The sequence below is a fragment of the Shigella dysenteriae genome (assembly GCF_022354085.1).
Classification (GTDB): domain Bacteria; phylum Pseudomonadota; class Gammaproteobacteria; order Enterobacterales; family Enterobacteriaceae; genus Escherichia; species Escherichia coli.
This window is the reverse complement of the sequence record NZ_CP055055.1, coordinates 3848267-3873147: the sequence shown is the minus strand read 5'-3', so window position 1 is coordinate 3873147 and position 24881 is coordinate 3848267. Positions and strand designations below refer to the sequence as shown.

The 24881-nt window shown below is 52.5% G+C and carries 26 protein-coding genes and 1 other RNA gene; 16 read left to right on the top strand and 11 right to left on the bottom strand.

All coding sequences use genetic code 11. From position 1 onward, the window contains the following. Positions 1-16: 16 nt before the first annotated feature. The 4 genes from scpB to argP all read right to left on the bottom strand — a co-directional run bounded on the left by scpB (position 17) and on the right by argP (position 5042). Entirely contained in the window at positions 17-802 is a 786-nt protein-coding gene (gene scpB, locus HUZ68_RS18505; RefSeq protein ID WP_000122064.1) for a methylmalonyl-CoA decarboxylase, read from the bottom strand. 10 nt (positions 803-812) lie between these two features. Beyond that, positions 813-1808 (bottom strand): methylmalonyl Co-A mutase-associated GTPase MeaB, encoded by a 996-nt coding sequence (meaB, locus tag HUZ68_RS18500; protein WP_000606515.1) that lies wholly within the window; start codon positions 1806-1808, stop codon positions 813-815. Next, positions 1801-3945 carry a methylmalonyl-CoA mutase gene (gene scpA, locus HUZ68_RS18495; protein ID WP_239593954.1) on the bottom strand — a complete coding sequence of 715 codons (2145 nt, stop codon included), beginning with the start codon at positions 3943-3945 and terminating at the stop codon, positions 1801-1803. Before scpA ends, meaB begins: the two co-directional genes overlap by 8 nt. 203 nt (positions 3946-4148) lie before the next feature. Then, complete coding sequence (gene argP, locus HUZ68_RS18490) at positions 4149-5042, bottom strand: DNA-binding transcriptional regulator ArgP (RefSeq protein ID WP_000828351.1); 894 nt, start codon at positions 5040-5042, stop codon at positions 4149-4151. Positions 5043-5183: 141 nt separating this feature from the next. On the opposite strand from argP, the gene HUZ68_RS18485 reads away from it, so the two are divergent. The 4 genes from HUZ68_RS18485 (at position 5184) to ibsC (ending at position 7852) form a co-directional block, all read left to right on the top strand. Further along, positions 5184-5369, top strand: a complete 186-nt coding sequence (locus HUZ68_RS18485; RefSeq protein WP_000545299.1) for a hypothetical protein — start codon at positions 5184-5186, stop codon at positions 5367-5369. A 55-nt stretch (positions 5370-5424) separates the two neighbouring features. Next, positions 5425-6084, top strand: a complete 660-nt coding sequence (gene rpiA, locus HUZ68_RS18480) for a ribose-5-phosphate isomerase RpiA (protein ID WP_000189743.1) — start codon at positions 5425-5427, stop codon at positions 6082-6084. A 255-nt stretch (positions 6085-6339) separates the two neighbouring features. Then, positions 6340-7572, top strand: coding sequence for a phosphoglycerate dehydrogenase (gene serA, locus HUZ68_RS18475; protein WP_033814756.1), 1233 nt, complete (start codon positions 6340-6342; stop codon positions 7570-7572). 220 nt (positions 7573-7792) lie between these two features. Beyond that, a complete protein-coding gene (gene ibsC / locus HUZ68_RS18470) occupies positions 7793-7852 on the top strand; it encodes a type I toxin-antitoxin system toxin IbsC (protein ID WP_071525914.1) in 60 nt (19 codons plus the stop codon). A 100-nt stretch (positions 7853-7952) separates the two neighbouring features. On the opposite strand, the gene HUZ68_RS18465 is transcribed toward ibsC, so the two are convergent. The 3 genes from HUZ68_RS18465 to zapA all read right to left on the bottom strand — a co-directional run bounded on the left by HUZ68_RS18465 (position 7953) and on the right by zapA (position 9130). Next, positions 7953-8555: a 5-formyltetrahydrofolate cyclo-ligase gene (locus tag HUZ68_RS18465; RefSeq protein WP_000192751.1), complete on the bottom strand. Its 603-nt coding sequence runs from the start codon at positions 8553-8555 to the stop codon at positions 7953-7955. Positions 8556-8575: 20 nt separating this feature from the next. Further along, positions 8576-8759: non-coding RNA, 6S RNA (ssrS, locus tag HUZ68_RS18460), on the bottom strand. Positions 8760-8800: 41 nt separating this feature from the next. Continuing rightward, on the bottom strand, positions 8801-9130 hold the full coding sequence (zapA, locus tag HUZ68_RS18455) for a cell division protein ZapA (RefSeq protein WP_001276008.1): 330 nt from the start codon (positions 9128-9130) through the stop codon (positions 8801-8803). Positions 9131-9297: 167 nt separating this feature from the next. Here zapA and ygfB point away from each other — a divergent pair, with 167 nt between their 5' ends. Genes ygfB through ubiI form a run of 4 tightly spaced genes read left to right on the top strand, consistent with a single transcriptional unit; the run spans position 9298 to position 13627 of the window. Beyond that, positions 9298-9876, top strand: a complete 579-nt coding sequence (ygfB, locus tag HUZ68_RS18450; RefSeq protein WP_001295378.1) for a UPF0149 family protein YgfB — start codon at positions 9298-9300, stop codon at positions 9874-9876. 25 nt (positions 9877-9901) lie between these two features. Next, the gene (gene pepP / locus HUZ68_RS18445) at positions 9902-11227 is read left to right on the top strand and encodes a Xaa-Pro aminopeptidase (protein ID WP_033814757.1); all 1326 of its coding nucleotides are present in this window, start codon (positions 9902-9904) and stop codon (positions 11225-11227) included. Then, a complete protein-coding gene (gene ubiH / locus HUZ68_RS18440) occupies positions 11224-12402 on the top strand; it encodes a 2-octaprenyl-6-methoxyphenyl hydroxylase (protein WP_033814758.1) in 1179 nt (392 codons plus the stop codon). Before pepP ends, ubiH begins: the two co-directional genes overlap by 4 nt. 22 nt (positions 12403-12424) lie before the next feature. After that, entirely contained in the window at positions 12425-13627 is a 1203-nt protein-coding gene (ubiI, locus tag HUZ68_RS18435; protein WP_001192176.1) for an FAD-dependent 2-octaprenylphenol hydroxylase, read from the top strand. Between the two features lie 73 nt (positions 13628-13700). Here ubiI and HUZ68_RS18430 read toward each other — a convergent pair whose 3' ends face one another. Next, the gene (locus HUZ68_RS18430) at positions 13701-13784 is read right to left on the bottom strand and encodes a hypothetical protein (protein WP_122986162.1); all 84 of its coding nucleotides are present in this window, start codon (positions 13782-13784) and stop codon (positions 13701-13703) included. A 290-nt stretch (positions 13785-14074) separates the two neighbouring features. Here HUZ68_RS18430 and gcvT point away from each other — a divergent pair, with 290 nt between their 5' ends. From gcvT to gcvP, 3 genes are all read left to right on the top strand, one after another. Beyond that, the gene (gene gcvT / locus HUZ68_RS18425) at positions 14075-15169 is read left to right on the top strand and encodes a glycine cleavage system aminomethyltransferase GcvT (RefSeq protein WP_000068706.1); all 1095 of its coding nucleotides are present in this window, start codon (positions 14075-14077) and stop codon (positions 15167-15169) included. 23 nt (positions 15170-15192) lie between these two features. Continuing rightward, positions 15193-15582, top strand: coding sequence for a glycine cleavage system protein GcvH (gcvH, locus tag HUZ68_RS18420; protein ID WP_001295377.1), 390 nt, complete (start codon positions 15193-15195; stop codon positions 15580-15582). Positions 15583-15700: 118 nt separating this feature from the next. Further along, positions 15701-18574: an aminomethyl-transferring glycine dehydrogenase gene (gene gcvP, locus HUZ68_RS18415; protein ID WP_000194983.1), complete on the top strand. Its 2874-nt coding sequence runs from the start codon at positions 15701-15703 to the stop codon at positions 18572-18574. Between the two features lie 163 nt (positions 18575-18737). Here the strand turns inward: gcvP and bglA are convergent, their stop codons facing one another. Next, positions 18738-20171: a 6-phospho-beta-glucosidase BglA gene (gene bglA, locus HUZ68_RS18410; protein WP_023308281.1), complete on the bottom strand. Its 1434-nt coding sequence runs from the start codon at positions 20169-20171 to the stop codon at positions 18738-18740. A gap of 44 nt (positions 20172-20215) precedes the next feature. Here bglA and yqfB point away from each other — a divergent pair, with 44 nt between their 5' ends. Both yqfB and trhA read left to right on the top strand, forming a co-directional pair. Next, positions 20216-20527: a N(4)-acetylcytidine aminohydrolase gene (gene yqfB, locus HUZ68_RS18405; protein WP_001182957.1), complete on the top strand. Its 312-nt coding sequence runs from the start codon at positions 20216-20218 to the stop codon at positions 20525-20527. A gap of 163 nt (positions 20528-20690) precedes the next feature. Beyond that, the gene (gene trhA, locus HUZ68_RS18400) at positions 20691-21350 is read left to right on the top strand and encodes a PAQR family membrane homeostasis protein TrhA (RefSeq protein ID WP_000250270.1); all 660 of its coding nucleotides are present in this window, start codon (positions 20691-20693) and stop codon (positions 21348-21350) included. A gap of 76 nt (positions 21351-21426) precedes the next feature. Here trhA and ygfZ read toward each other — a convergent pair whose 3' ends face one another. Further along, positions 21427-22407: a tRNA-modifying protein YgfZ gene (gene ygfZ, locus HUZ68_RS18395; RefSeq protein ID WP_000886100.1), complete on the bottom strand. Its 981-nt coding sequence runs from the start codon at positions 22405-22407 to the stop codon at positions 21427-21429. 242 nt (positions 22408-22649) lie between these two features. On the opposite strand from ygfZ, the gene sdhE reads away from it, so the two are divergent. Together sdhE and HUZ68_RS18385 are read left to right on the top strand one after the other, a co-directional pair. Next, entirely contained in the window at positions 22650-22916 is a 267-nt protein-coding gene (gene sdhE / locus HUZ68_RS18390) for an FAD assembly factor SdhE (protein WP_000354046.1), read from the top strand. Then, positions 22897-23304, top strand: a complete 408-nt coding sequence (locus HUZ68_RS18385; protein WP_000244777.1) for a protein YgfX — start codon at positions 22897-22899, stop codon at positions 23302-23304. Before sdhE ends, HUZ68_RS18385 begins: the two co-directional genes overlap by 20 nt. Positions 23305-23343: 39 nt before the next feature. Here the strand turns inward: HUZ68_RS18385 and fldB are convergent, their stop codons facing one another. Then, a complete protein-coding gene (gene fldB, locus HUZ68_RS18380) occupies positions 23344-23865 on the bottom strand; it encodes a flavodoxin FldB (protein WP_097450158.1) in 522 nt (173 codons plus the stop codon). Between the two features lie 111 nt (positions 23866-23976). On the opposite strand from fldB, the gene xerD reads away from it, so the two are divergent. Beyond that, positions 23977-24873 carry a site-specific tyrosine recombinase XerD gene (gene xerD / locus HUZ68_RS18375; RefSeq protein ID WP_000806630.1) on the top strand — a complete coding sequence of 299 codons (897 nt, stop codon included), beginning with the start codon at positions 23977-23979 and terminating at the stop codon, positions 24871-24873. Positions 24874-24881: the final 8 nt, after the last annotated feature.

The following is a 24881-nucleotide window of genomic DNA, read 5'->3' as shown; positions in this document are numbered from 1 at the left end:
CCTTCGTTCGCAGGGATTAATGACCAACGAAATTAGGTTTACGTTTTTCGAGGAAAGCGCTCATCCCTTCCTGGTAATCTTCGCTGTCATAAACCGCGCGGCGCATCCCCTGAATACGTTCAAATTCATCGGAGTTCATGGTGTGCGCTTCGCCCAGTACACGCAGCTCTTCTTTGATAACGGCAATGGCTAACGGCGCTTTCTCAGAGATGTGGTGCGCCATTTGTAAGGTGAAATCTTCCAGTTCTTCCACCTCCACAACATGGTTGAGGATGCCGACAGCCAGCGCGCGTTGGGCGGTGATTGGCGAAGCGGTAAAAATCAGCTCTTTGACAATGTGGAAGCCCGCGTCGCGGGTCAGGTTGTGAATGCCGACCAGGTTATACGGGACGCCGAGGTTTACAGGCGTCATTGAGAAGGTTGAGGTACTGGCGGCGATGATCAGATCGGAACTCATGATCATTTCAAATGCTCCACCCCAAACACTACCTTCCACCATCGAAATGATCGGTTTCGGGAATTTTTGGATCATGCGGGTGATTTGACGCAATGGATCATCATAGGAGAGCGGATCGCGACCGCCAGACGGCAGTTCGTGAATATCGTGACCTGCGGAGAAGACTTTGGATCCACTCGGCGCGCGCAAAATGATACAGCGAATTTCCGGCCGGTTGAGATCGCTTAACGCCTGCATAAGATCATCAATAAAGACTTTACTTAAGGCATTAAGTTTTCGGCCATAGTTAAACTCAATGACCGCCACTTTGTTGATAGTGGCAACGTTCACATACTGATAAGACATAAAAATTCCTTTAATCAAAATATTGCGTCTGGATAAATTCACTGAGCTGCCGCAGGCCGGTGCGCGGTGAGAGCGTATTGTTTTTGACCGCTAAAAGCGTCTGGCGGTAATAGCGATCGAAATCTTCATTCGCGAACAGGTGATTCAGTACTTCTTCTTCGGTCTGCTTACGCAGCCATTCCACCGATTGTTGTTGCCGCACTTGTTGTAAACGACCACTGGCAGTTAGCGCGGTTTTGAAGTCGATGATGGCGTGCCAGATCTCATCGATTCCACGTTTTTCCAGTGCGCTACAAGTCAGAACCCGTGGCTGCCATTCGTCGTATTTACGTCGCAGAATATGCAGGGCACTCTCGTACATATGCCGGGCAATGGCGACATTGGTATGGTTATCGCCATCGTCTTTGTTGATAACGATCAGATCAGCCACTTCCATCAGCCCTTTTTTAATGCCCTGCAGATCATCGCCGCCACCGGCAATTTGCAACGAGATAAAACAGTCCACCATGCGGGCGACTTCCGTTTCCGACTGCCCGACGCCAACCGTTTCGACAATCACTACGTCATAACCCGCCGCTTCGCATAACAGCATTAATTCCCGCGCTCGCTGACTGGCACCGCCCAGATGACCGGAGGATGGTACCGGGCGAATAAACGCCGTCTCGGCACGCGCCAGGTCATTCATGCGGGTTTTATCCCCGAGAATGCTACCGCCAGTGACCGGACTGCTGGGATCGACCGCAATAACCGCAACCTTTAATCCATCACGAATCAACAACATGCCAAAGGCTTCAAGAAAGGTACTTTTCCCCGCGCCGGGTGTGCCGGTAACGCCCAGTCGCAGGGCGTTACCGCAGTACGGCATAATGGCATCAAGCAGTTGCGTACTTAGCGCCTGATGACGCGGGTGACGGCTTTCCACCAGCGTCATGGCCTGGGCGAGTGTGGCACGCTCACCCTGACGTAAGCGGCGAATACTTTCTGCCAGCGTGGCTTCATTAATCATGATGCTGGCTTATCAGATTCAGTACGTCGCGCACACTGTCGAGCATAGGTGTACCTGGACCATAAATCGCCGCCACGCCGCGCTCTTGCAGGAAGGCGTAATCCTGCGGTGGAATGACGCCACCGGCGACTACGCAGATATCTTCGCGTCCCCATTTTTTCAGCGCTTCGACCAGTTCCGGGATCAGCGTTTTATGACCGGCAGCCAGTGAGGATGCGCCCACTACGTGAACGTCATTTTCTACTGCCAGGCGGGCGATCTCTTGAGGTGTAGAGAACATCGGGCTTAAATCTACGTCGAAACCGAGATCGGAATAGGCGCTGGCGATCACTTTCGCGCCGCGATCGTGCCCATCCTGGCCCATTTTGGCGATCAGAATGCGCGGGCGACGACCATTGTCGGCAAGGAACTGCTCCGTTTGCGCAACAATGGCATCGAACTCGGAGGCCGATTTCTCAGATTGATGATAGCTTTGCGCAATCACGCCGGTAACACACTGGCTTGGCACCAGATAACGGTCGAAAGCGGCTTCCAGCGCATCGGAAATTTCACCCAGGGTGACGCGAACGCGAGCGGCATTAACAGCGGCAGCCAGCAGGTTTTCGGTATGCTGTGCGGCGTGAGTCAGGGCGTTCAACGCGGCGGTTACGGCGGCATCATCACGGGTGGCGCGAATGCGTTCCAGCGAAGCAATTTGCTCGTTACGCACCATCACGTTGTCGATCTCAAGTACATCGGTTTCGTCTTCGTGATCCAGTTTGTACTTGTTGACACCAACGATGACACGCTTGCCCTGGTCGATCAGCGACTGTTCGCGCGCTGAGGCCTCTTCGATCATTCGTTTTGGCAGACCTGCTTCGATCGCTTTCGCCATGCCACCGGCTTCGTCGATCTGTTGGATAATAGTTCTGGCTTGTTTGACGATTTGATCGGTCAGCGACTCAATGTAATAGGATCCGGCCAGTGGATCGACGGTGCGGCAGAGTTCTGATTCTTCCTGGATGATGATCTGGGTGTTGCGGGCAATGCGTGCTGAGAAATCGGTAGGCAAACCAAGCGCTTCGTCAAAGGCGTTGGTATGCAGTGACTGAGTACCGCCCAGCGTCGCAGCCAGTGCTTCAATGGTGGTGCGGATAACGTTGTTATACGGATCCTGTTCAGTCAGGCTCCAGCCTGAGGTCTGGCAGTGGGTACGCAGCGCCAGTGATTTCGGGTCCTGTGCGCCAAATCCACTGACCGCTTCGCTCCATAAATAACGTGCCGCACGCAACATGGCGACGTTCATAAACAGATCCATGCCGATGCCGAAGAAGAACGACAGGCGAGGAGCGAAGTCATCAATTTTCAGTCCGGCAGAGATTGCTGCTTTGATGTACTCAATCCCATCAGCGAGCGTAAATGCTACCTGCTGCACGCAGTTGGCACCCGCTTCACCCATGTGGTAACCGCTGATACTGATGGTATTAAATCGCGGCATGTTGCCGGAACACCAGGCGATGATGTCGGCGATAATGCGCATTGACGGTTTTGGCGGGTAAATATAGGTGTTGCGGCAGAGGTACTCTTTGAGGATATCGTTCTGAATGGTGCCGGTCAGTTTATCAGGTGTAACACCTTGCTCTTCCGCGGCGACGATATAAAACGCCAGTACTGGTAGCACTGCGCCATTCATGGTCATCGAAACCGACATTTTATCCAGCGGGATCTGGTCGAACAGGACTTTCATATCTTCCACGGTGTCGATAGCGACGCCCGCTTTGCCGACGTCGCCCGCCACGCGCGGGTTATCGGAGTCGTAGCCTCGGTGGGTGGCAAGGTCAAATGCAACGGAAAGACCTTTTTGCCCGGCGGCCAGGTTACGGCGATAAAAAGCGTTGGACTCTTTTGCTGTTGAAAAACCAGCATACTGACGGATGGTCCACGGTTGGGCGGTATACATAGTGGCACGCGGGCCACGAACGTAGGGCGGCAAACCAGGAAGGGTACCTGTCACCTCCAGATTATCGAGATCGGCTTCGGTATACAGCGGCTTGATGGCGATCCCTTCCGCGGTTTGCTGAACCAGCGAGTCGACAGTTTTCTCCCGACGGCTCAATTCCTTGTTGGCAAGCTGTTGCCACTCCTGCACGTTAAACATTATTTGCTCCGTAAAACGCAATCAAAATGAGGGTATTTGCGCCTACGGTGAGCTTTTTACGTGGGTTTGTCGCCAGCAAAAAAAATGCATTCAGACGTCGTTTTTTGCCGCCTGAGATTTGTCTATTTTGTGATGTGATTCAAGGAATACAAAAAGAAGTGAGGACAACGCCTGATATGTGCTATCAGGCATTATTTGATGGATTAATCCTGACGAAGGACTTTGTGACCATAATCGAGTAACGCATCAGTGACTTTACGCATCATGCGGCTTTCAGGTGCAAAGCGGTGCCAGTAAAGCATTCGGCGTTGAAATAGCCCAGGCGTTAAGTCAATCAGTTCACCGCTGGCCAGTTCTTTCTCGATTTGCAGGTGCGGGATCATACAGCAGGTGGTGCCCTGGCGAGCAAGTTGCACGAATGCTTCTGAAGAATTAACGATATGGCAGGGTACGCTGCCAGGAGGCAGATCGAAGTTTTGCTGCAAAAAGGCCTGGTGCATATCGTCAAGATGGTCAAACGCGACCACTGGCGCTTTCAATAATGCCGAACGCGTTACGCCGTTAGGGAAATATTTTTCGGCAAAGGGTTTTGAGCTGACGAACAGATAGTCGAGCGCACCAAGTTTATCGACAAGACAACTCGGCAGCGCCTGATGTTGAATACTCACCGCGCCGACCACTTCGCCGCGGCGCAGACGTTCCTGAGTGCGGGTTTCATCTTCTACCTGCAAGTTGAGGCGGATAGGCGAATCAGCCAACACAGGAGCCAGTGCAGGAAGCAACCACGTCGCCAGACTGTCGGCATTGACCGCCAGTGAAAGCAGCAGCGGAGTCGAACCGGTTTGTTCATCGCCCAGCCACTCTTCTTCCAGCAACTCCACCTGGCGCAGCAGTGCCAGCAGTTTTTGCCCTTGTTCCGTCGGGCGCGGCGGTACGGTACGCACCAACAGCGGCTGCCCGAACATATTTTCCAGTTGCTTAATGCGCTGTGAGACGGCTGATTGTGTAATGCACAGCTTTTGTGCCGCGCGCTCAAATCCTCGTTCACGTATCACCGCATCCAGTGCCTGTAATGTTCTGTAGTCCGGGCGTTTCATTGCTGTTGTCTGCTCCTGGTAAATGCTTTTTCCTGCACTATGACACAATTTTGTGTCAGGTTGCATATACCGAAGCCGTCGGTGGGTAACATTTGTATTCGTGGTTAAACGCGCAGCTTAAAAGATCAGGGATTTGCGCTAATGCATTTCGCTCAGCGAGTTCGCGCCCTGGTTGTGTTGAATGGCGTGGCGTTATTGCCTCTGTTCGCACCGTGGAGCGGCATACCCAGACCGTTGTATGCTTTATTTGCGGGGCGAAAGGGGATGCCCGCCATTGCGCGATATTTTATGGATGAGTTAACCACGCGGCTTGCCAACGGGGTCTGAATCGCTTTTTTTGTATATAATGCGTGTGAAATTTCATACCACAGGCGAAACGATCATGACGCAGGATGAATTGAAAAAAGCAGTAGGATGGGCGGCACTTCAGTATGTTCAGCCCGGCACCATTGTTGGTGTAGGTACAGGTTCCACCGCCGCACACTTTATTGACGCGCTCGGTACAATGAAAGGCCAGATTGAAGGGGCCGTTTCCAGTTCAGATGCTTCCACTGAAAAACTGAAAAGCCTCGGCATTCACGTTTTTGATCTCAACGAAGTCGACAGCCTTGGCATCTACGTTGATGGCGCAGATGAAATCAACGGCCACATGCAAATGATCAAAGGCGGCGGCGCGGCGCTGACCCGTGAAAAAATCATTGCTTCGGTTGCAGAAAAATTTATCTGTATTGCAGACGCTTCCAAGCAGGTTGATATTCTGGGTAAATTCCCGCTGCCAGTAGAAGTTATCCCGATGGCACGTAGTGCAGTGGCGCGCCAGCTGGTGAAACTGGGCGGTCGTCCGGAATACCGTCAGGGCGTGGTGACCGATAATGGCAACGTGATCCTCGACGTCCACGGCATGGAAATCCTTGACCCGATAGCGATGGAAAACGCCATAAATGCGATTCCTGGCGTGGTGACTGTTGGCTTGTTTGCTAACCGTGGCGCGGACGTTGCGCTGATTGGCACACCTGACGGTGTCAAAACCATTGTGAAATGATCTGACGGGGGAACCTCCCCCGTTAAAAAAATTCTCTTCATTAAATTTGGTGACATGTGTCACGTTTTTACCTGGCTATTGTCGATTGCTCTAAATAAATCCTCTAAACCAGCATATTCATCCAAGAATTACCTTTGCGTGATATTTCCTCAACATCGCGACGCAAACGTTCATATTGCCGCAATATTATTTTTTGATATGTTGAAAGGCGGACGCAAATCCGCACACAACATTTCAAAAGACAGGATTGGGTAAATGGCAAAGGTATCGCTGGAGAAAGACAAGATTAAGTTTCTGCTGGTAGAAGGCGTGCACCAAAAGGCGCTGGAAAGCCTTCGTGTAGCTGGTTACACCAACATCGAATTTCACAAAGGCGCGCTGGATGATGAACAATTAAAAGAATCCATCCGCGATGCCCACTTCATCGGCCTGCGATCCCGTACCCATCTGACTGAAGACGTGATCAACGCCGCAGAAAAGCTGGTCGCTATTGGCTGTTTCTGTATAGGAACAAACCAGGTTGATCTGGATGCGGCGGCAAAGCGCGGGATCCCGGTATTTAACGCACCGTTCTCAAATACGCGCTCTGTTGCGGAGCTGGTGATTGGCGAACTGCTGCTGCTATTGCGCGGCGTGCCGGAAGCCAATGCTAAAGCGCACCGTGGCGTGTGGAACAAACTGGCGGCGGGGTCTTTTGAAGCGCGCGGCAAAAAGCTGGGTATCATCGGCTACGGTCATATTGGTACGCAATTGGGCATTCTGGCTGAATCGCTGGGAATGTATGTTTACTTTTATGATATTGAAAACAAACTGCCGCTAGGCAACGCCACTCAGGTACAGCATCTTTCTGACCTGCTGAATATGAGCGATGTGGTGAGTCTGCATGTACCAGAGAATCCGTCCACCAAAAATATGATGGGCGCGAAAGAAATTTCACTAATGAAGCCCGGCTCGCTGCTGATTAATGCTTCGCGCGGTACTGTGGTGGATATTCCAGCGCTGTGTGATGCGCTGGCGAGCAAACATCTGGCGGGGGCGGCAATCGACGTATTCCCGACGGAACCGGCGACCAATAGCGATCCATTTACCTCTCCGCTGTGTGAATTCGACAACGTCCTTCTGACGCCACACATTGGCGGTTCGACTCAGGAAGCGCAGGAGAATATTGGCCTGGAAGTTGCGGGTAAATTGATCAAGTATTCTGACAATGGCTCAACGCTCTCTGCGGTGAACTTCCCGGAAGTCTCGCTGCCACTGCACGGTGGGCGTCGTCTGATGCACATCCACGAAAACCGTCCGGGCGTGCTAACTGCGCTGAACAAAATCTTCGCCGAGCAGGGCGTCAACATCGCCGCGCAATATCTACAAACTTCCGCCCAGATGGGTTATGTGGTTATTGATATTGAAGCCGACGAAGACGTTGCCGAAAAAGCGCTGCAGGCAATGAAAGCTATTCCGGGTACCATTCGCGCCCGTCTGCTGTACTAATACCCCTTCTCTGAAAATCAACGGGCAGGTCACTGACTTGCCCGTTTTTTTATCCCTTCTCCACACCGTTGCGCATTCTACTTTGCGAGTATGCTCCAGAAAATAAATCAAAGTCAGATCAATGCGTTGTGTTTATTTAATGGGGATTTACGATGGCAGGGCAGCATGGGGCTGTAACGGTAAAGCCCTCACCGAAGCGAGGGCTTGAAGGAGAAGGGTTATGATGCGACTTGTCATCATACTGATTGTACTGTTACTCATAAGTTTCCCAGCTTATTAACAGTCAGTCTCAGGGGAGGAGTAATCCTCCCTTACCCTTACTCACTAAATTAGGTTAAAGAATCAACGATGTCAATCAGGGCGATGCAGGTGTGTCGCCCTTACCACTCCCAGACTTTCGACGGTGTAACCACCGCAGGAAGAGGGATATCCCACTCTTCAACGGGAAGTTTTTCCACTAACTGACAATCATGCGCATAACCCACCGGTTGCATTTTATAGTGCTGCCAGTTTTGTAAGGTCCGATCATAAAAACCACCGCCCATTCCCAGGCGCTGGCCGTACTCATCAAAGGCGACCAGCGGTGTGATCAACACGTCTAATCGGGAAAGGGGTAGCACGTCACGCACATCCAATTTTGGCTCATGGATCTTCAACCTGTTCATCACCAGTTCGCTTTGCGGATGGTAATTCAGGAACAGCAAATTACCGGCACTAAAGGGATGCAAAACTGGAAGATATACGCGCTTACCGGCGCGCCAGAGTTGTTCTATGAGTGGCTGGGTGTCGAGTTCGCCATCAAAAGAGAGGAATACAGCGACCGTATGTGCCATCACCACCGGGGGATAAGTCATCATCCGGGTAGCGGCTTGTTGACCCATTTCCTGCTGTTGTTCCGGCGTTAACGTACGACGACGTTGCCGAATCATTTTGCGGATTTCTTGTCGGGATAATGTCAGTGGGAGTTCTGGTAGTTGCGTCATGGCTGGTGCCAGATAAGAAGGGAATCTCCGAGATGCCGCCGCAGGCTGTAACCCTTGAACCCTTGGTTCAAGGTGAATGTGTCGTCGCAGTTTTAAGGCTTCTCGGACGGACCGAGCATGCTCACCAACCGCGGAGCGCCACATTCTTGTGGTATGAAATATCGGCTCAGGGGACTGGCCCGCTTGCGAACATCTCAGAGAAATTTTGTCTTCACGGTTACTCTACCACAGTAAACCGAAAAGTGTCATTCAAAGTTTTGGTTAGTTTTTTCGGTGATGCGACCTTGTTCAAGTAACGCTTGTTCTATGGTCTGCTGCAGCATCCGAATACGCTGTTCCATACTTGCCGCGTAGTCACGAGTCTTTGCTTTTTCTTGCGCTAACTCATAGCTGATATTCAATGCGGCAATGAAGACCAACTGTTCAGTATTTGTGACTCTAGTGCGTTCTTTCAGATCTTGCAACCGTTGGTTCAGATCGTCCGCTGCCTGATTCAACGCATCCCTTTGGTCAGGCGGGCAGTTCACACGCAGTGAACGGCCAAAAATTTGGATATCGACGGGTTGTGCAGACATGCCACCTTCCTGCTGATTGACTGCGCTGCCTTCGTCTTTAGACCCATGGTCTGCGAAGGGGCGACACTATAGCTACCCTGATGAGAAGAGACAAGCCCTTTTCTGGTCCACCAGGGCCCAAAGTGGTAGCATATCATGAATATTCCTCCCTTTGACGACGAATGCTTATGTCTATACAGAACGAAATGCCTGGTTACAACGAAATGAACCAGTATCTGAACCAACAAGGGACGGGTCTGACCCCTGCTGAGATGCATGGTTTAATCAGTGGGATGATATGTGGCGGTAACGATGACAGCTCATGGCTACCGCTACTTCACGACCTGACGAACGAAGGCATGGCTTTCGGTCATGAGCTGGCACAGGCACTGCGTAAAATGCACTCTGCCACCAGCGATGCCCTGCAGGATGACGGCTTCCTTTTTCAGCTTTATCTGCCTGATGGCGATGATGTCAGCGTTTTCGATCGGGCTGATGCGCTGGCAGGTTGGGTCAATCACTTCCTGCTTGGTCTTGGCGTTACGCAACCGAAGCTGGACAAAGTGACCGGCGAAACCGGTGAAGCCATCGACGATCTGCGTAACATCGCGCAGTTGGGCTACGACGAAGACGAAGATCAGGAAGAGCTTGAAATGTCGCTTGAAGAGATCATCGAATACGTCCGTGTTGCCGCGCTGTTATGCCACGACACCTTTACTCATCCGCAACCGACCGCGCCAGAAGTACAAAAACCGACTCTACACTAAAAACAAAAAACGTAAGGAGAGTGTTATGAGTGAGATATCCCGGCAAGAGTTTCAGCGTCGCCGTCAGGCCCTGGTGGAGCAAATGCAACCCGGCAGCGCCGCGCTGATTTTTGCTGCACCAGAAGTAACACGTAGCGCCGACAGCGAATACCCCTATCGTCAGAACAGTGACTTCTGGTACTTCACCGGCTTTAACGAACCGGAAGCGGTGCTGGTGCTGATTAAAAGCGATGACACTCATAACCACAGCGTTCTGTTTAACCGCGTTCGCGACCTGACGGCGGAGATCTGGTTTGGCCGTCGTTTAGGTCAGGATGCCGCGCCAGAGAAACAGGGCGTTGACCGCGCACTGGCATTCAGCGAAATTAATCAGCAACTTTATCAACTACTTAATGGTCTGGATGTGGTTTACCACGCCCAGGGCGAATATGCATATGCTGATGAAATCGTGAACAGCGCGCTTGAGAAACTGCGTAAAGGTTCGCGGCAAAATCTCACCGCGCCGGCAACGATGATCGACTGGCGTCCCATTGTTCATGAAATGCGCCTGTTCAAATCGCCGGAAGAGATTGCCGTACTTCGCCGCGCGGGTGAAATCACCGCCCTGGCGCATACCCGGGCGATGGAAAAATGCCGTCCGGGAATGTTCGAGTACCACCTGGAAGGCGAAATTCACCACGAATTTAACCGCCACGGCGCGCGCTATCCTTCCTATAACACCATTGTTGGCAGCGGTGAAAACGGCTGCATTCTGCATTACACCGAAAACGAGTGTGAACTGCGCGACGGCGATCTGGTGTTGATTGACGCGGGTTGCGAATACAAAGGTTACGCTGGCGATATTACCCGCACCTTCCCGGTCAACGGCAAATTCACTCAGGCTCAGCGTGAAATCTACGACATTGTGCTGGAGTCTCTCGAAACCAGCCTGCGCCTGTATCGTCCGGGAACTTCCATTCAGGAAGTCACCGGTGAAGTGGTGCGCATCATGGTTAGCGGCCTGGTAAAACTCGGCATCCTGAAAGGTGATGTTGATGAACTGATCGCTCAGAACGCCCATCGTCCTTTCTTTATGCATGGCCTTAGCCACTGGTTAGGACTGGATGTCCATGACGTGGGTGTTTATGGTCAGGATCGCTCGCGCATTCTGGAACCGGGCATGGTACTGACCGTAGAGCCAGGGCTGTATATTGCGCCGGATGCAGAAGTGCCAGAACAATATCGCGGTATCGGCATTCGTATTGAAGACGACATTGTGATTACCGAAACCGGTAACGAAAACCTCACCGCCAGCGTGGTGAAAAAGCCGGAAGAAATCGAAGCGTTGATGGCAGCTGCGAGAAAGCAATGAGCGTAATCATCGTCGGTGGCGGCATGGCGGGCGCGACGCTGGCGCTGGCTATTTCCCGGTTAAGTCACGGAGCGCTGCCGGTACATTTGATTGAAGCGACCGCGCCAGAGTCACATGCTCATCCGGGCTTTGATGGACGAGCTATTGCTCTAGCGGCGGGGACCTGTCAGCAACTGGCGCGCATCGGCGTCTGGCAATCTTTGGCTGATTGCGCAACCGCCATCACTACCGTGCATGTCAGCGATCGTGGTCATGCCGGATTCGTCACCCTCGCCGCAGAAGATTACCAACTGGCGGCGCTGGGGCAGGTTGTCGAATTGCACAATGTCGGGCAACGGCTGTTTGCATTGCTGCGCAAAGCACCTGGCGTAACGCTGCATTGCCCGGATCGCGTGGCTAACGTTGCCCGTACTCAGAGACATGTTGAAGTGACGCTGGAGTGTGGCGAGACGCTGACGGGCCGCGTGCTGGTAGCCGCTGATGGCACCCATTCAGCGTTAGCCACTGTGTGCGGCGTTGACTGGCAGCAGGAGCCTTACGAACAACTGGCTGTGATTGCCAACGTTGCGACTTCCGTTGCGCATGAAGGGCGCGCTTTTGAACGCTTTACGCAACATGGCCCGCTGGCGATGTTGCCGATGTCTGACGGACGCTGTTCGCTGGTCTGGTGTCATCCACTGGAACGGCGCGAAGAGGTGCTGTCGTGGAGCGACGAGAAGTTTTGCCGTGAACTCCAGTCGGCCTTTGGCTGGCGACTTGGGAAAATTACCCACGCTGGTAAACGCAGTGCTTATCCGCTGGCGTTAACCCACGCCGCCAGATCTATTACCCATCGTACCGTGCTGGTGGGCAATGCGGCGCAAACCCTGCACCCCATCGCTGGGCAAGGATTTAATCTCGGTATGCGTGATGTGATGAGCCTTGCGGAAACCCTGACTCAGGCGCAGGAGCGCGGAGAAGACATGGGTGATTACGGCGTATTGTGCCGTTATCAGCAGCGTCGACAGAGCGATCGAGAAGCAACCATCGGCGTCACGGACAGCCTTGTACATCTTTTTGCCAACCGTTGGGCGCCGCTGGTTGTCGGGCGCAACATTGGGCTGATGACGATGGAATTATTCACCCCGGCACGCGATGTGCTGGCGCAGCGCACCCTCGGTTGGGTGGCGCGTTGAAGGCGGTTTTAAGGAATAAACAATGCAAAGTGTTGATGTAGCCATTGTTGGCGGCGGCATGGTGGGGCTGGCGGTTGCCTGCGGCTTACAGGGTAGCGGCTTACGCGTTGCCGTACTGGAGCAGCGCGTACCGGAACCTCTGGCGGCGGATGCACCACCACAACTGCGCGTTTCGGCTATCAATGCCGCCAGCGAAAAATTACTCACCCGTCTTGGCGTCTGGCAGGACATTCTCTCTCGCCGAGCCAGCTGTTATCACGGTATGGAAGTGTGGGACAAAGACAGCTTTGGTCACATTTCGTTTGACGATCAAAGCATGGGCTATAGCCATCTTGGGCATATCGTTGAAAACTCAGTGATTCACTACGCGCTGTGGAACAAAGCGCAGCAGTCGTCAGATATCACTCTGTTGGCCCCCGCAGAATTACAGCAGGTCGCCTGGGGAGAAAACGAAACCTTCCTGACGCTGAAAGATGGCAGTATGTTAACGGCGCGTCTGGTGATTGGCGCGGACGGCGCTAATTCCTGGTTGCGCAACAAAGCCGATATTCCGCTGACTTTCTGGGATTATCAGCATCACGCGCTGGTAGCGACCATACGCACGGAAGAACCGCATGATGCGGTGGCGCGGCAGGTTTTCCACGGCGAAGGCATTCTGGCCTTTTTACCGCTTAGCGATCCGCATCTTTGCTCGATTGTCTGGTCGCTGTCGCCAGAGGAAGCGCAGCGGATGCAGCAGGCAGGGGAAGACGAATTTAATCGCGCGTTAAATATCGCTTTTGATAATCGCCTGGGCTTATGCAAGGTTGAGAGCGAGCGTCAGGTGTTCCCGCTGACGGGGCGTTATGCGCGCCAGTTTGCCGCACATCGTCTGGCGCTGGTGGGCGACGCCGCGCATACCATTCACCCACTGGCGGGGCAGGGCGTTAATCTCGGCTTTATGGACGCCGCAGAGCTGATTGCTGAACTGAAACGGTTGCATCGTCAGGGTAAAGACATCGGGCAGTACATTTACCTGCGCCGCTATGAACGTAGCCGCAAGCACAGCGCGGCGCTGATGCTGGCTGGTATGCAGGGATTCCGCGATCTGTTTTCCGGTACCAATCCGGCGAAAAAACTGCTGCGTGATATTGGTTTGAAACTGGCCGACACGCTTCCTGGCGTTAAGCCACAACTTATCCGTCAGGCAATGGGATTAAACGATTTGCCTGAATGGCTGCGTTAAAAATTTCTCTTCTGCTGTTTATTTGATACGCATCACACTTTCATCTCCCGGTTTTTTCGCCGGGAGATTTTCCTCATTTGAAATAAACTAATTTCACCTCCGTTTTCGCATTATATTTTCTAATGTCATGATTTTTTGATTTAGTGTTTTTTGACATTTTTTTAGCTCTTAATATTGTCTTATTCAAATTGACTTTCTCATCACATCATCTTTGTATAGAAACTGGTGTATTTTTTGGTTTTTTATTCTGTCGCGATTTTTGCATTTTTTAACCATAAGCTAATGTGATGATCAATTTTACCTTATGGTTAACAGTCTGTTTCGGTGGTAAGTTCAGGCAAAAGAGAACGATTGCGTTGGGGACCGGGAGTGGCTCCGATGCTGGGTTTTGTGGTGATAATTTCACCATGAAAAAGTTGTCAGCCCCGCTTATTCAATGAGGACAAGATGGCACAACAGACTCCTTTGTACGAACAACACACGCTTTGCGGCGCTCGCATGGTGGATTTCCACGGCTGGATGATGCCGCTGCATTACGGTTCGCAAATCGACGAACATCATGCGGTACGTACCGATGCCGGAATGTTTGATGTGTCACATATGACCATCGTCGATCTTCGCGGCAGCCGCACCCGGGAGTTTCTGCGTTATCTGCTGGCGAACGATGTGGCGAAGCTCACCAAAAGCGGCAAAGCCCTTTACTCGGGGATGTTGAATGCCTCTGGCGGTGTGATAGATGATCTCATCGTCTACTACTTTACTGAAGATTTCTTCCGCCTCGTTGTTAACTCCGCCACCCGCGAAAAAGACCTCTCCTGGATTACCCAACACGCTGAACCTTTCGGCATCGAAATTACCGTTCGTGATGACCTTTCCATGATTGCTGTACAAGGGCCGAATGCGCAGGCAAAAGCTGCCACACTGTTTAATGACGCCCAGCGTCAGGCAGTGGAAGGGATGAAACCGTTCTTTGGTGTGCAGGCGGGCGATCTGTTTATTGCCACTACCGGTTACACCGGTGAAGCGGGCTACGAAATTGCGCTGCCCAATGAAAAAGCGGCGGATTTCTGGCGCGCGCTGGTGGAAGCGGGCGTTAAGCCATGCGGCCTGGGCGCGCGTGACACGCTGCGTCTGGAAGCTGGCATGAATTTGTATAGTCAGGAGATGGACGAAACCATCTCTCCTTTAGCCGCCAACATGGGCTGGACCATCGCCTGGGAACCGGCAGATCGTGACTTTATCGGTCGTGAAGCTCTGGAAGCGCAGCGTGAACATGGCACAGAAAAACTGGTTGGTCTGGTGATGACCGAAAAAGGCGTGCTGCGTAATGAACTGCCGGTACGTTTTACCGATGCGCAGGGCAACCAGCATGAAGGCATTATCACCAGCGGGACTTTCTCCCCGACGCTGGGTTACAGCATTGCGCTGGCGCGCGTGCCGGAAGGTATTGGTGAAACAGCGATTGTGCAAATTCGCAACCGTGAAATGCCGGTTAAAGTGACGAAACCTGTTTTTGTGCGTAACGGCAAAGCCGTCGCGTGATTTACTTTTTTGGAGATTGATTGATGAGCAACGTACCAGCAGAACTGAAATACAGCAAAGAACACGAATGGCTGCGTAAAGAAGCCGACGGCACTTATACCGTTGGCATCACCGAACACGCTCAGGAGTTGTTGGGCGATATGGTGTTTGTTGACCTGCCGGAAGTGGGCGCGACGGTTAGCGCGGGCGATGACTGCGCGGTTGCTGAATCAGTAAAAGCGGCGTCAGACATTTATGCGCCAGTAAGCGGTGAAATCGTGGCGGTAAACGACGCACTGAGCGATTCCCCGGAACTGGTGAACAGCGAACCGTATGCAGGTGGCTGGATCTTTAAAATCAAAGCCAGCGATGAAAGCGAACTGGAATCACTGCTGGATGCGACCGCATACGAAGCATTGTTAGAAGACGAGTAACGGCTTTATTCCTCTTCTGCGGGAGAGGATCAGGGTGAGGAAAATTTATGCCTCACCCTCACTCTCTTCGCAAGGAGAGAGGTTCACAATTCACTGCACGTTTCAGGAACCATCGCTCATGACACAGACGTTAAGCCAGCTTGAAAACCGCGGCGCTTTTATTGAACGCCATATCGGACCGGACGCCGCGCAACAGCAAGAAATGCTGAATGCCGTTGGCGCGCAATCGTTAAACGCGCTGACCGGCCAGATTGTACCGAAAGATATTCAGCTTGCGACCCCGCCGCAGGTTGGCGCACCGGCGACCGAATACGCCGCGCTGGCGGAACTCAAGGCTATTGCCAGTCGCAATAAACGCTTCACGTCTTACATCGGCATGGGTTACACCGCCGTGCAGTTACCGCCGGTTATCCTGCGTAACATGCTGGAAAATCCGGGCTGGTATACCGCGTATACTCCGTATCAACCTGAAGTCTCGCAGGGCCGCCTTGAGGCACTGCTCAATTTCCAGCAGGTAACGCTGGATTTAACCGGGCTGGATATGGCCTCTGCTTCTCTTCTTGACGAAGCCACCGCTGCCGCCGAAGCAATGGCGATGGCGAAACGCGTCAGCAAACTGAAAAATGCCAACCGCTTCTTCGTGGCTTCCGATGTGCATCCGCAAACGCTGGATGTGGTCCGTACTCGTGCCGAAACCTTTGGTTTTGAAGTGATTGTCGATGATGCGCAAAAAGTGCTCGACCATCAGGACGTCTTCGGCGTGCTGTTACAGCAGGTTGGCACTACCGGTGAAATTCACGACTACACTGCGCTTATCAGCGAACTGAAATCACGCAAAATTGTGGTCAGCGTTGCCGCTGATATTATGGCGCTGGTGCTGTTAACTGCGCCGGGTAAACAGGGCGCGGATATTGTTTTTGGTTCGGCGCAACGCTTTGGCGTACCGATGGGTTACGGTGGCCCCCACGCGGCATTCTTTGCGGCGAAAGACGAATACAAACGCTCAATGCCAGGCCGTATTATCGGTGTATCGAAGGATGCAGCTGGCAATACCGCGCTGCGCATGGCGATGCAGACTCGCGAGCAACATATTCGTCGTGAGAAAGCGAACTCCAACATTTGTACTTCCCAGGTGCTGCTGGCAAACATTGCCAGTCTGTATGCCGTTTACCACGGTCCGGTTGGCCTGAAACGTATCGCAAACCGCATTCACCGTCTGACCGATATCCTGGCAGTGGGCCTGCAACAAAAAGGTCTGAAACTGCGCCATGCGCACTATTTCGACACTTTGTGTGTGGAAGTAGCCGACAAAGCGGGCGTACTGGCGCGTGCCGAAGCGGCTGAAATCAACCTGCGTAGCGATATTCTGAACGCGGTGGGGATCACCCTTGATGAAACCACCACGCGTGAAAACGTGATGCAGCTTTTCAGCGTGCTGCTGGGGGATAATCACGGGCTGGACATCGACACGCTGGACAAAGACGTGGCTCACGACAGCCGCTCTATCCAGCCTGCGATGCTGCGCGACGACGAAATCCTCACCCATCCGGTGTTTAATCGCTACCACAGCGAAACCGAAATGATGCGCTATATGCACTCGCTGGAGCGTAAAGATCTGGCGCTGAATCAGGCGATGATCCCGCTGGGTTCCTGCACCATGAAATTGAACGCCGCCGCCGAGATGATCCCAATCACCTGGCCGGAATTTGCCGAACTGCATCCGTTCTGCCCGCCGGAGCAGGCCGAAGGTTATCAGCAGATGATTGCGCAGCTGGCTGACTGGCTGGTGAAACTGACCGGTTACGACGCCGTTTGTATGCAGCCGAACTCTGGCGCACAGGGCGAATACGCGGGCCTGCTGGCGATTCGTCATTATCATGAAAGCCGCAACGAAGGGCATCGCGATATCTGCCTGATCCCGGCTTCTGCGCACGGCACTAACCCTGCTTCTGCACATATGGCAGGAATGCAGGTGGTGGTTGTGGCATGTGATAAAAACGGCAACATCGATCTGGCTGATCTGCGCGCGAAAGCGGAACAGGCGGGCGATAACCTCTCCTGTATCATGGTGACCTATCCTTCCACCCACGGCGTGTATGAAGAAACGATCCGTGAAGTGTGTGAAGTCGTGCATCAGTTCGGCGGTCAGGTTTACCTTGATGGCGCGAACATGAACGCCCAGGTTGGCATCACCTCGCCGGGCTTTATTGGTGCGGACGTTTCACACCTTAACCTACATAAAACTTTCTGCATTCCGCACGGCGGTGGTGGGCCGGGTATGGGACCGATCGGTGTGAAAGCGCATCTGGCTCCGTTTGTACCGGGTCATAGCGTGGTGCAAATCGAAGGCATGTTAACCCGTCAGGGCGCGGTTTCTGCGGCACCGTTCGGTAGCGCCTCTATCCTGCCAATCAGCTGGATGTACATCCGCATGATGGGCGCAGAAGGGCTGAAAAAAGCAAGCCAGGTGGCAATCCTCAACGCCAACTATATTGCCAGCCGCCTGCAGGATGCCTTCCCGGTGCTGTATACCGGTCGCGACGGTCGCGTGGCGCACGAATGTATTCTCGATATTCGCCCGCTGAAAGAAGAAACCGGCATCAGCGAGCTGGATATTGCCAAGCGCCTGATCGACTACGGTTTCCACGCGCCGACGATGTCGTTCCCGGTGGCGGGTACGCTGATGGTTGAACCGACTGAATCTGAAAGCAAAGTGGAACTGGATCGCTTTATCGACGCGATGCTGGCTATCCGCGCAGAAATTGATCAGGTGAAAGCCGGTGTCTGGCCGCTGGAAGATAACCCGCTGGTGAACGCGCCGCACATTCAGAGCGAACTGGTCGCCGAGTGGGCGCATCCGTACAGCCGTGAAGTTGCGGTATTCCCGGCAGGCGTGGCAGACAAATACTGGCCGACAGTGAAACGTCTGGATGATGTTTACGGCGACCGTAACCTGTTCTGCTCCTGCGTACCGATTAGCGAATACCAGTAATTCACTGATTCGACTATCTTCTAAAGGCGCTTCGGCGCCTTTTTAGCTTGTTAATAAAGTGCGCTTTGTGTGTCGGATGAAGCGTAAATATAAAATCCTGGAGTTCAATATATGACAGGAGCGCCAGGCCTGATGAGCGGGGCGCATCAGGCACATCGGGTAATTAAAGCTTCTCGCCGTTGCTGGCAATCACCTCTTTGTACCAGTTAAAGCTCTTCTTACGTGAACGCGACATATCGCCAGTACCGTCGTCATGTTTATTCACATAGATAAAGCCGTAGCGTTTGCTGTACTGCCCGGTGGTGAACGACACGCAGTCGATACAGCCCCACGGCGTGTAGCCCATCAGGTCTACGCCATCGTAAGTCACCGCCTTTTTCATCTCTTCGATATGGGCGCGTAGGTAGTCAATGCGGTAGTCGTCGTTGATGCTGCCATCTTCTTCCACTTTGTCGTAAGCGCCAAAACCGTTTTCGACAATAAACAGCGGCTTCTGGTAACGCTCATACAGTTCGCAAAGCGCGTAACGCAGACCCACAGGGTCAATCTGCCAGCCCCAGTCAGACGCTTTAACATACGGGTTCGGTACGCTGCCTTCAAAACCAGATATCGCATCGCCGGTGCCGCCTTCGGCCTTCACTGCGTTGGTCATGTAATAGCTGAAACCAAGATAATCGCAGGTGCCTTCGCGCAGCACATCCAGATCGCCGTCTTCCATTTTGATGTTAAATCCGCGACGCTCCCACTCGTTCAACACATAGGACGGGTAATAGCCGCGTAGCTGCACATCGGTAAAGACGTAGCGTTCGCGCATCGACTCCTGAGCGAACATCACATCGTCCGGGTTACAGGAGTAAGGATAGAGCGGCACCATCGCCAGCATACAGCCGACTTTCATCTCCGGGTTAATGCGACGCGCAGCTTTCACCGCCAGGGCGCTGGCGACAAACTGGTGATGCAGCACCTGATACATCGTCTCTTCCGGGTTCTCATGCTCGGTATAAACCACGCCGGAGCAGCAGTAACCGAACAGCGGTGCACGCCAGTTACGCTGGTTGTTAATTTCGTTGAAGGTCATCCAGTATTTGACTTTATGCTTATAGCGTTCAAATACCACTTCCGCGAAACGGACAAAGAAATCAACCACTTTACGGTTGGTCCAGCTACCGTATTGCTGCACCAGATGCAGCGGCATTTCAAAGTGGGAGAGGGTGATCACTGGTTCGATGTTGTATTTCAGCAATTCATCGAACAGAGAGTCGTAAAACTTCAGCCCTTCTTCGTTTGGCTGAGCTTCATCGCCTTTTGGAAAAATGCGCGTCCAGGCGATGGATGTACGAAAACATTTGAAGCCCATTTCGGCAAATAGCTTGATGTCTTCCTTGTAGTGACCATAAAAATCAACGGCTTCATGGTTTGGATAGTATTTGCCTGGCAAGACTTCTTTGGTGATTTCGCGCGGCACGCCGTGTGCGCCACCGGTCAGAACGTCACAAATGCTCGGCCCTTTGCCGCCTTTGTTCCAGCCGCCTTCGACCTGATGAGCGGCAACTGCGCCGCCCCATAAGAAATCTTTCGGTAAGGTGAGTTTTTTCACTATCATAGGCTCCAGATGAGTCAATTCTTACAGGAAATAGTACCATGCAGCCAAACGACATCACTTTTTTTCAACGTTTCCAGGATGACATTCTGGCTGGGCGTAAAACCATCACCATCCGCGACGAGTCTGAATCGCACTTCAAAACGGGTGATGTGCTTCGTGTCGGGCGTTTTGAAGATGACGGTTATTTTTGCACGATTGAAGTCACCGCAACCTCAACCGTAACGCTGGATACGCTGACGGAAAAACATGCAGAGCAGGAAAATATGACCCTGACTGAACTGAAAAAGGTCATTGCCGACATCTATCCCGGTCAGACACAGTTTTATGTGATTGAATTTAAATGTCTTTAAATTGAACTCACGCCTGTTAGTTGAAATTTCGCATTTAATTTCATGATTTTTAGGGGATTAGTCTCAAATCAGAATTTATTTTAGCTAACAGGTGTTCACTGGAACTATTCTCAGTTACGCTGGAGAGGTATACATGTGCGTGTACGTTTCTCCGGAGTAAGTTATGGTTCAGAAGCCCCTCATTAAGCAGGGATATTCGCTGGCAGAGGAAATTGCCAACAGCGTCAGTCACGGCATTGGGTTGGTGTTTGGTATCGTTGGGCTGGTGTTGCTACTGGTTCAGGCGGTGGATCTCAATGCCAGCGCCACAGCGATAACCAGCTACAGCCTCTATGGCGGCAGTATGATCCTGCTGTTCCTCGCTTCGACGCTCTATCACGCCATTCCTCATCAACGGGCAAAAATGTGGCTGAAGAAATTTGACCATTGCGCTATTTACCTGTTGATTGCCGGAACCTACACGCCGTTTTTGCTGGTGGGGCTGGATTCTCCGTTAGCGCGCGGGTTGATGATTGTTATCTGGAGCCTGGCATTGCTGGGGATTCTGTTCAAACTGACCATCGCGCACCGATTCAAAATTTTATCTCTGGTGACTTATCTGGCGATGGGCTGGCTATCGCTGGTGGTAATTTATGAAATGGCAGTTAAGCTCGCGGCGGGCAGCGTTACCTTACTGGCGGTAGGCGGCCTGGTTTATTCGCTCGGGGTGATTTTCTACGTCTGCAAACGCATTCCATACAACCATGCCATCTGGCACGGCTTCGTGCTCGGCGGTAGTGTGTGCCACTTTCTGGCGATCTATTTGTATATTGGGCAGGCGTAATGGGTATGCCTTTGTAGGCCTGATAAGACGCGCCAGCGTCGCATCAGGCGATAAATGCCTGATGCGACACAGAGATTTACTCTTCGAGCGAATACGGCAGCGGCTCGATATGCAATGTATTCGCATCGTCACGCACGCGGAAGATGCTGTCCGGTTCCATATCGTTATTCATGACGACCTGTACCACGACCTGACCATCTTCCAGTTTTACCGCAGCCAGCACCGTACCGGTGCGACGCCAGTTCTCGCCCATTTTCAGCTCTAAATCTTCACCAGCTTCCGGCAGTCGGCTGGCACTACCTGTCAGCAACCAGAGCGCGCGTTTGTTGGCACCACGGAATTTTGCTCGCGCCACCATCTCTTGTCCGGTATAGCAGCCTTTCTTAAAGCTGATACCGCCCAGCGCCTGGAGATTGGTCGCCTGTGGAATAAACTGCCCGCTGTTGGCGGCATCAATCACCGGGAAACCCGCTTCAATGTTTAATGCCAGCCACTGTTGGCTATTGTTCAGTTCCGCTTCACCGCGCAGTTTATCGGTCAGCATATTGGCAGTAGCTTCATCGGTTACGATCAGGAAACGTTCTGCCGGGTGTTCAAACCATAGCAAAGTGGTCGCGCCTTCTTTAACTACCTGTTTTTCTTTCGAAGGCAGTTCACTAAAGAGATTGGCCAGTGCGGCGCGCGCCTGAAAACCGGCAACACCAAGCAGCACACGCTCGTCGTCTGGCGCGATGGTCACTTTAGAGAATACCGCATATTTTTTCAGTTCAGTCAGCTGCGGTTCACGCACGCTGCGCCGTTCAATCCACGCAAAGCCATCGCCGTCGCGGAACAGACGTAAATTGCTCCACATTTTACCTTTGGCGTCGCAATGGGCGGCCAGCAGGTGCTGATCTACTGTCATCTGGCTGACGTCTGCTGTCACCTGACCCTGCATATATTTTTCGCTGTCCGCGCCAGTAATGGTGGCAAGCGCCCAGTCATCAAGCGTCATCAGTGTCAGTGGCAAACGGGCAGAAGCCGTAGGCTGACGGGGAGGAAAAGGTGTAAAAGCCATAATAGAGTCCTGAGTTGCTTAACGGCGTATTAATAACTAATGGTAAAAGAGCTATGAGGCAATGCAAGTGCTTTCACTACGCGATCTGTGCCTTCTGCGAGGCGACTTCCAAAAAAATGAAGCCCTTGAATTGTTGTGAATTAATTTCGCGATCGCGATTGTGTTTACTGATATTCCCGTAAAAGAAGTCGAAAAACACGTTACAATAGCGGGGTACTGGATTTTCGTGAGACAGGAAGAAGATGGACATTAACAACAAAGCCCGCATTCATTGGGCATGCCGCCGTGGTATGCGCGAACTCGATATTTCAATCATGCCGTTTTTCGAACATGAGTACGACAGCTTAAGCGATGACGAAAAACGCATCTTTATTCGTCTGCTGGAATGTGACGATCCAGACCTGTTCAACTGGCTGATGAATCACGGTAAACCGGCCGATGCAGAACTGGAAATGATGGTCCGACTCATCCAGACACGGAACCGGGAACGTGGTCCTGTGGCAATCTGATTTGCGCGTCTCCTGGCGCGCGCAGTGGCTTTCCTTGCTGATTCATGGGCTGGTTGCCGCTGTTATTTTACTCATGCCCTGGCCGCTCAGTTACACCCCGTTATGGATGGTGTTACTTTCGCTGGTGGTGTTTGATTGCGTTCGCAGCCAGCGGCGCATTAATGCTCGCCAGGGGGAAATTCGCCTGTTGATGGACGGGCGTTTGCGTTGGCAAGGGCAGGAGTGGAGCATCGTCAAAGCGCCGTGGATGATTAAGAGCGGCATGATGCTGCGTTTACGTTCTGATGGCGGTAAACGGCAACATTTATGGCTGGCAGCCGACAGCATGGACGAAGCCGAATGGCGGGATTTACGGCGGATTTTGTTGCAACAAGAGACGCAAAGATAAAGATGACGGCAAAGCATATGCGCTAAGCCGTCAGTGAGATCAGGCGTAATGCTCTGCCATTTCGTTGAGGATTTGCTCGCACCAGCTCTGAATACGCTCGTCGCTAAGGTCATACTGGTTAGTTTCATCCAGCGCCAGACCCACGAACAGTTGCCCGTCAGCAATCATCGGTTTCGGGCTGGTAAATTCATATCCTTCCGTTGGCCAGTAGCCGACGAACTTTACGCCTTTGGTCGAGAGTTTGTCATGCAGCATACCGAGCGCATCGAGGAACCACTCGCCGTATCCCAGTTGATCGCCAAGCCCATACAGCGCAACAATTTTACCTTCGAGGTTCAGGTCGTCGAGCTGATCCCAGACGGCTTCCCAGTCTTCCTGGATTTCACCAAAATCCCAGGTCGGGATACCCAGAATGAGCACATCGTACTGCTCCATTAATTTCGGGGAGTCGTCCTTGAGGTTATGTAAGGTCACCAGTTCTGGGCCGATAATATCGCGGATTTTTTCTGCCGCCATTTCGGTGTAACAGGTGCTGGAACCGTAAAAAAGACCCATATTCATAACGTAAGCTTCTCGATTCTGCTGTGGCTTTTGCGGCTAGTGTATCAGAATCGCTTTAGTCACGGCACAATAAGGCATAATGGATCAAATGAGTGACCATAAGGGGCGCAAGTGAAACAGGATCTGGCACGCATCGAGCAGTTTCTTGATGCTCTGTGGCTGGAAAAAAATCTGGCTGAAAATACGTTGAACGCTTACCGTCGCGATCTGTCAATGATGGTGGAGTGGTTGCATCACCGCGGGTTGACGCTGGCGACGGCGCAATGTGACGATTTGCAGGCATTACTGGCAGAACGGCTGGAGGGCGGGTATAAAGCCACCAGCTCAGCGCGTTTGCTGAGTGCAGTGCGCCGATTGTTCCAGTATCTTTATCGCGAAAAGTTTCGTGAAGACGATCCCAGTGCGCATCTCGCTTCACCGAAATTGCCCCAGCGTTTGCCAAAAGATTTAAGCGAAGCGCAGGTTGAACGTTTATTACAGGCACCATTAATTGATCAGCCACTGGAGCTACGCGATAAAGCCATGCTTGAAGTGTTGTATGCTACCGGGCTGCGTGTCTCTGAACTGGTCGGGCTGACAATGAGTGATATCAGCCTGCGTCAGGGCGTAGTGCGGGTCATTGGTAAAGGCAACAAAGAGCGCCTGGTGCCGTTAGGTGAAGAGGCGGTTTACTGGCTGGAAACCTATCTGGAACATGGGCGTCCGTGGCTGCTGAATGGTGTGTCAATTGACGTGTTGTTTCCCAGCCAGCGTGCGCAGCAGATGACGCGACAGACCTTCTGGCACCGCATTAAACATTATGCTGTGCTGGCGGGTATCGACAGCGAAAAGCTGTCACCGCATGTATTGCGTCACGCTTTTGCCACCCATTTATTAAATCATGGTGCGGATTTACGCGTGGTGCAGATGCTACTGGGCCACAGCGACCTCTCCACCACGCAAATTTATACGCATGTCGCTACCGAGCGTCTGCGGCAACTTCATCAACAGCATCACCCGCGGGCGTGATGTCTGAA

Excerpts from the sequence above, each read along its gene's own strand:
- scpA (WP_239593954.1), bottom strand. The coding sequence starts at position 3,945 with ATGTTTAACGTGCAGGAGTGGCAACAGCTTGCCAACAAGGAATTGAGC.
- yqfB (WP_001182957.1), top strand. The coding sequence starts at position 20,216 with ATGCAGCCAAACGACATCACTTTTTTTCAACGTTTCCAGGATGACATT.
- ygfZ (WP_000886100.1), bottom strand. The coding sequence starts at position 22,407 with ATGGCTTTTACACCTTTTCCTCCCCGTCAGCCTACGGCTTCTGCCCGT.
- trhA (WP_000250270.1), top strand. The coding sequence starts at position 20,691 with ATGGTTCAGAAGCCCCTCATTAAGCAGGGATATTCGCTGGCAGAGGAA.
- ygfB (WP_001295378.1), top strand. The coding sequence starts at position 9,298 with ATGTCTATACAGAACGAAATGCCTGGTTACAACGAAATGAACCAGTAT.
- sdhE (WP_000354046.1), top strand. The coding sequence starts at position 22,650 with ATGGACATTAACAACAAAGCCCGCATTCATTGGGCATGCCGCCGTGGT.
- pepP (WP_033814757.1), top strand. The coding sequence starts at position 9,902 with ATGAGTGAGATATCCCGGCAAGAGTTTCAGCGTCGCCGTCAGGCCCTG.
- rpiA (WP_000189743.1), top strand. The coding sequence starts at position 5,425 with ATGACGCAGGATGAATTGAAAAAAGCAGTAGGATGGGCGGCACTTCAG.
- serA (WP_033814756.1), top strand. The coding sequence starts at position 6,340 with ATGGCAAAGGTATCGCTGGAGAAAGACAAGATTAAGTTTCTGCTGGTA.
- scpB (WP_000122064.1), bottom strand. The coding sequence starts at position 802 with ATGTCTTATCAGTATGTGAACGTTGCCACTATCAACAAAGTGGCGGTC.
- zapA (WP_001276008.1), bottom strand. The coding sequence starts at position 9,130 with ATGTCTGCACAACCCGTCGATATCCAAATTTTTGGCCGTTCACTGCGT.
- gcvH (WP_001295377.1), top strand. The coding sequence starts at position 15,193 with ATGAGCAACGTACCAGCAGAACTGAAATACAGCAAAGAACACGAATGG.
- gcvP (WP_000194983.1), top strand. The coding sequence starts at position 15,701 with ATGACACAGACGTTAAGCCAGCTTGAAAACCGCGGCGCTTTTATTGAA.
- meaB (WP_000606515.1), bottom strand. The coding sequence starts at position 1,808 with ATGATTAATGAAGCCACGCTGGCAGAAAGTATTCGCCGCTTACGTCAG.
- gcvT (WP_000068706.1), top strand. The coding sequence starts at position 14,075 with ATGGCACAACAGACTCCTTTGTACGAACAACACACGCTTTGCGGCGCT.
- HUZ68_RS18485 (WP_000545299.1), top strand. The coding sequence starts at position 5,184 with ATGCATTTCGCTCAGCGAGTTCGCGCCCTGGTTGTGTTGAATGGCGTG.
- HUZ68_RS18430 (WP_122986162.1), bottom strand. The coding sequence starts at position 13,784 with ATGTCAAAAAACACTAAATCAAAAAATCATGACATTAGAAAATATAAT.
- ubiI (WP_001192176.1), top strand. The coding sequence starts at position 12,425 with ATGCAAAGTGTTGATGTAGCCATTGTTGGCGGCGGCATGGTGGGGCTG.
- HUZ68_RS18465 (WP_000192751.1), bottom strand. The coding sequence starts at position 8,555 with ATGACGCAACTACCAGAACTCCCACTGACATTATCCCGACAAGAAATC.
- argP (WP_000828351.1), bottom strand. The coding sequence starts at position 5,042 with ATGAAACGCCCGGACTACAGAACATTACAGGCACTGGATGCGGTGATA.
- ubiH (WP_033814758.1), top strand. The coding sequence starts at position 11,224 with ATGAGCGTAATCATCGTCGGTGGCGGCATGGCGGGCGCGACGCTGGCG.
- fldB (WP_097450158.1), bottom strand. The coding sequence starts at position 23,865 with ATGAATATGGGTCTTTTTTACGGTTCCAGCACCTGTTACACCGAAATG.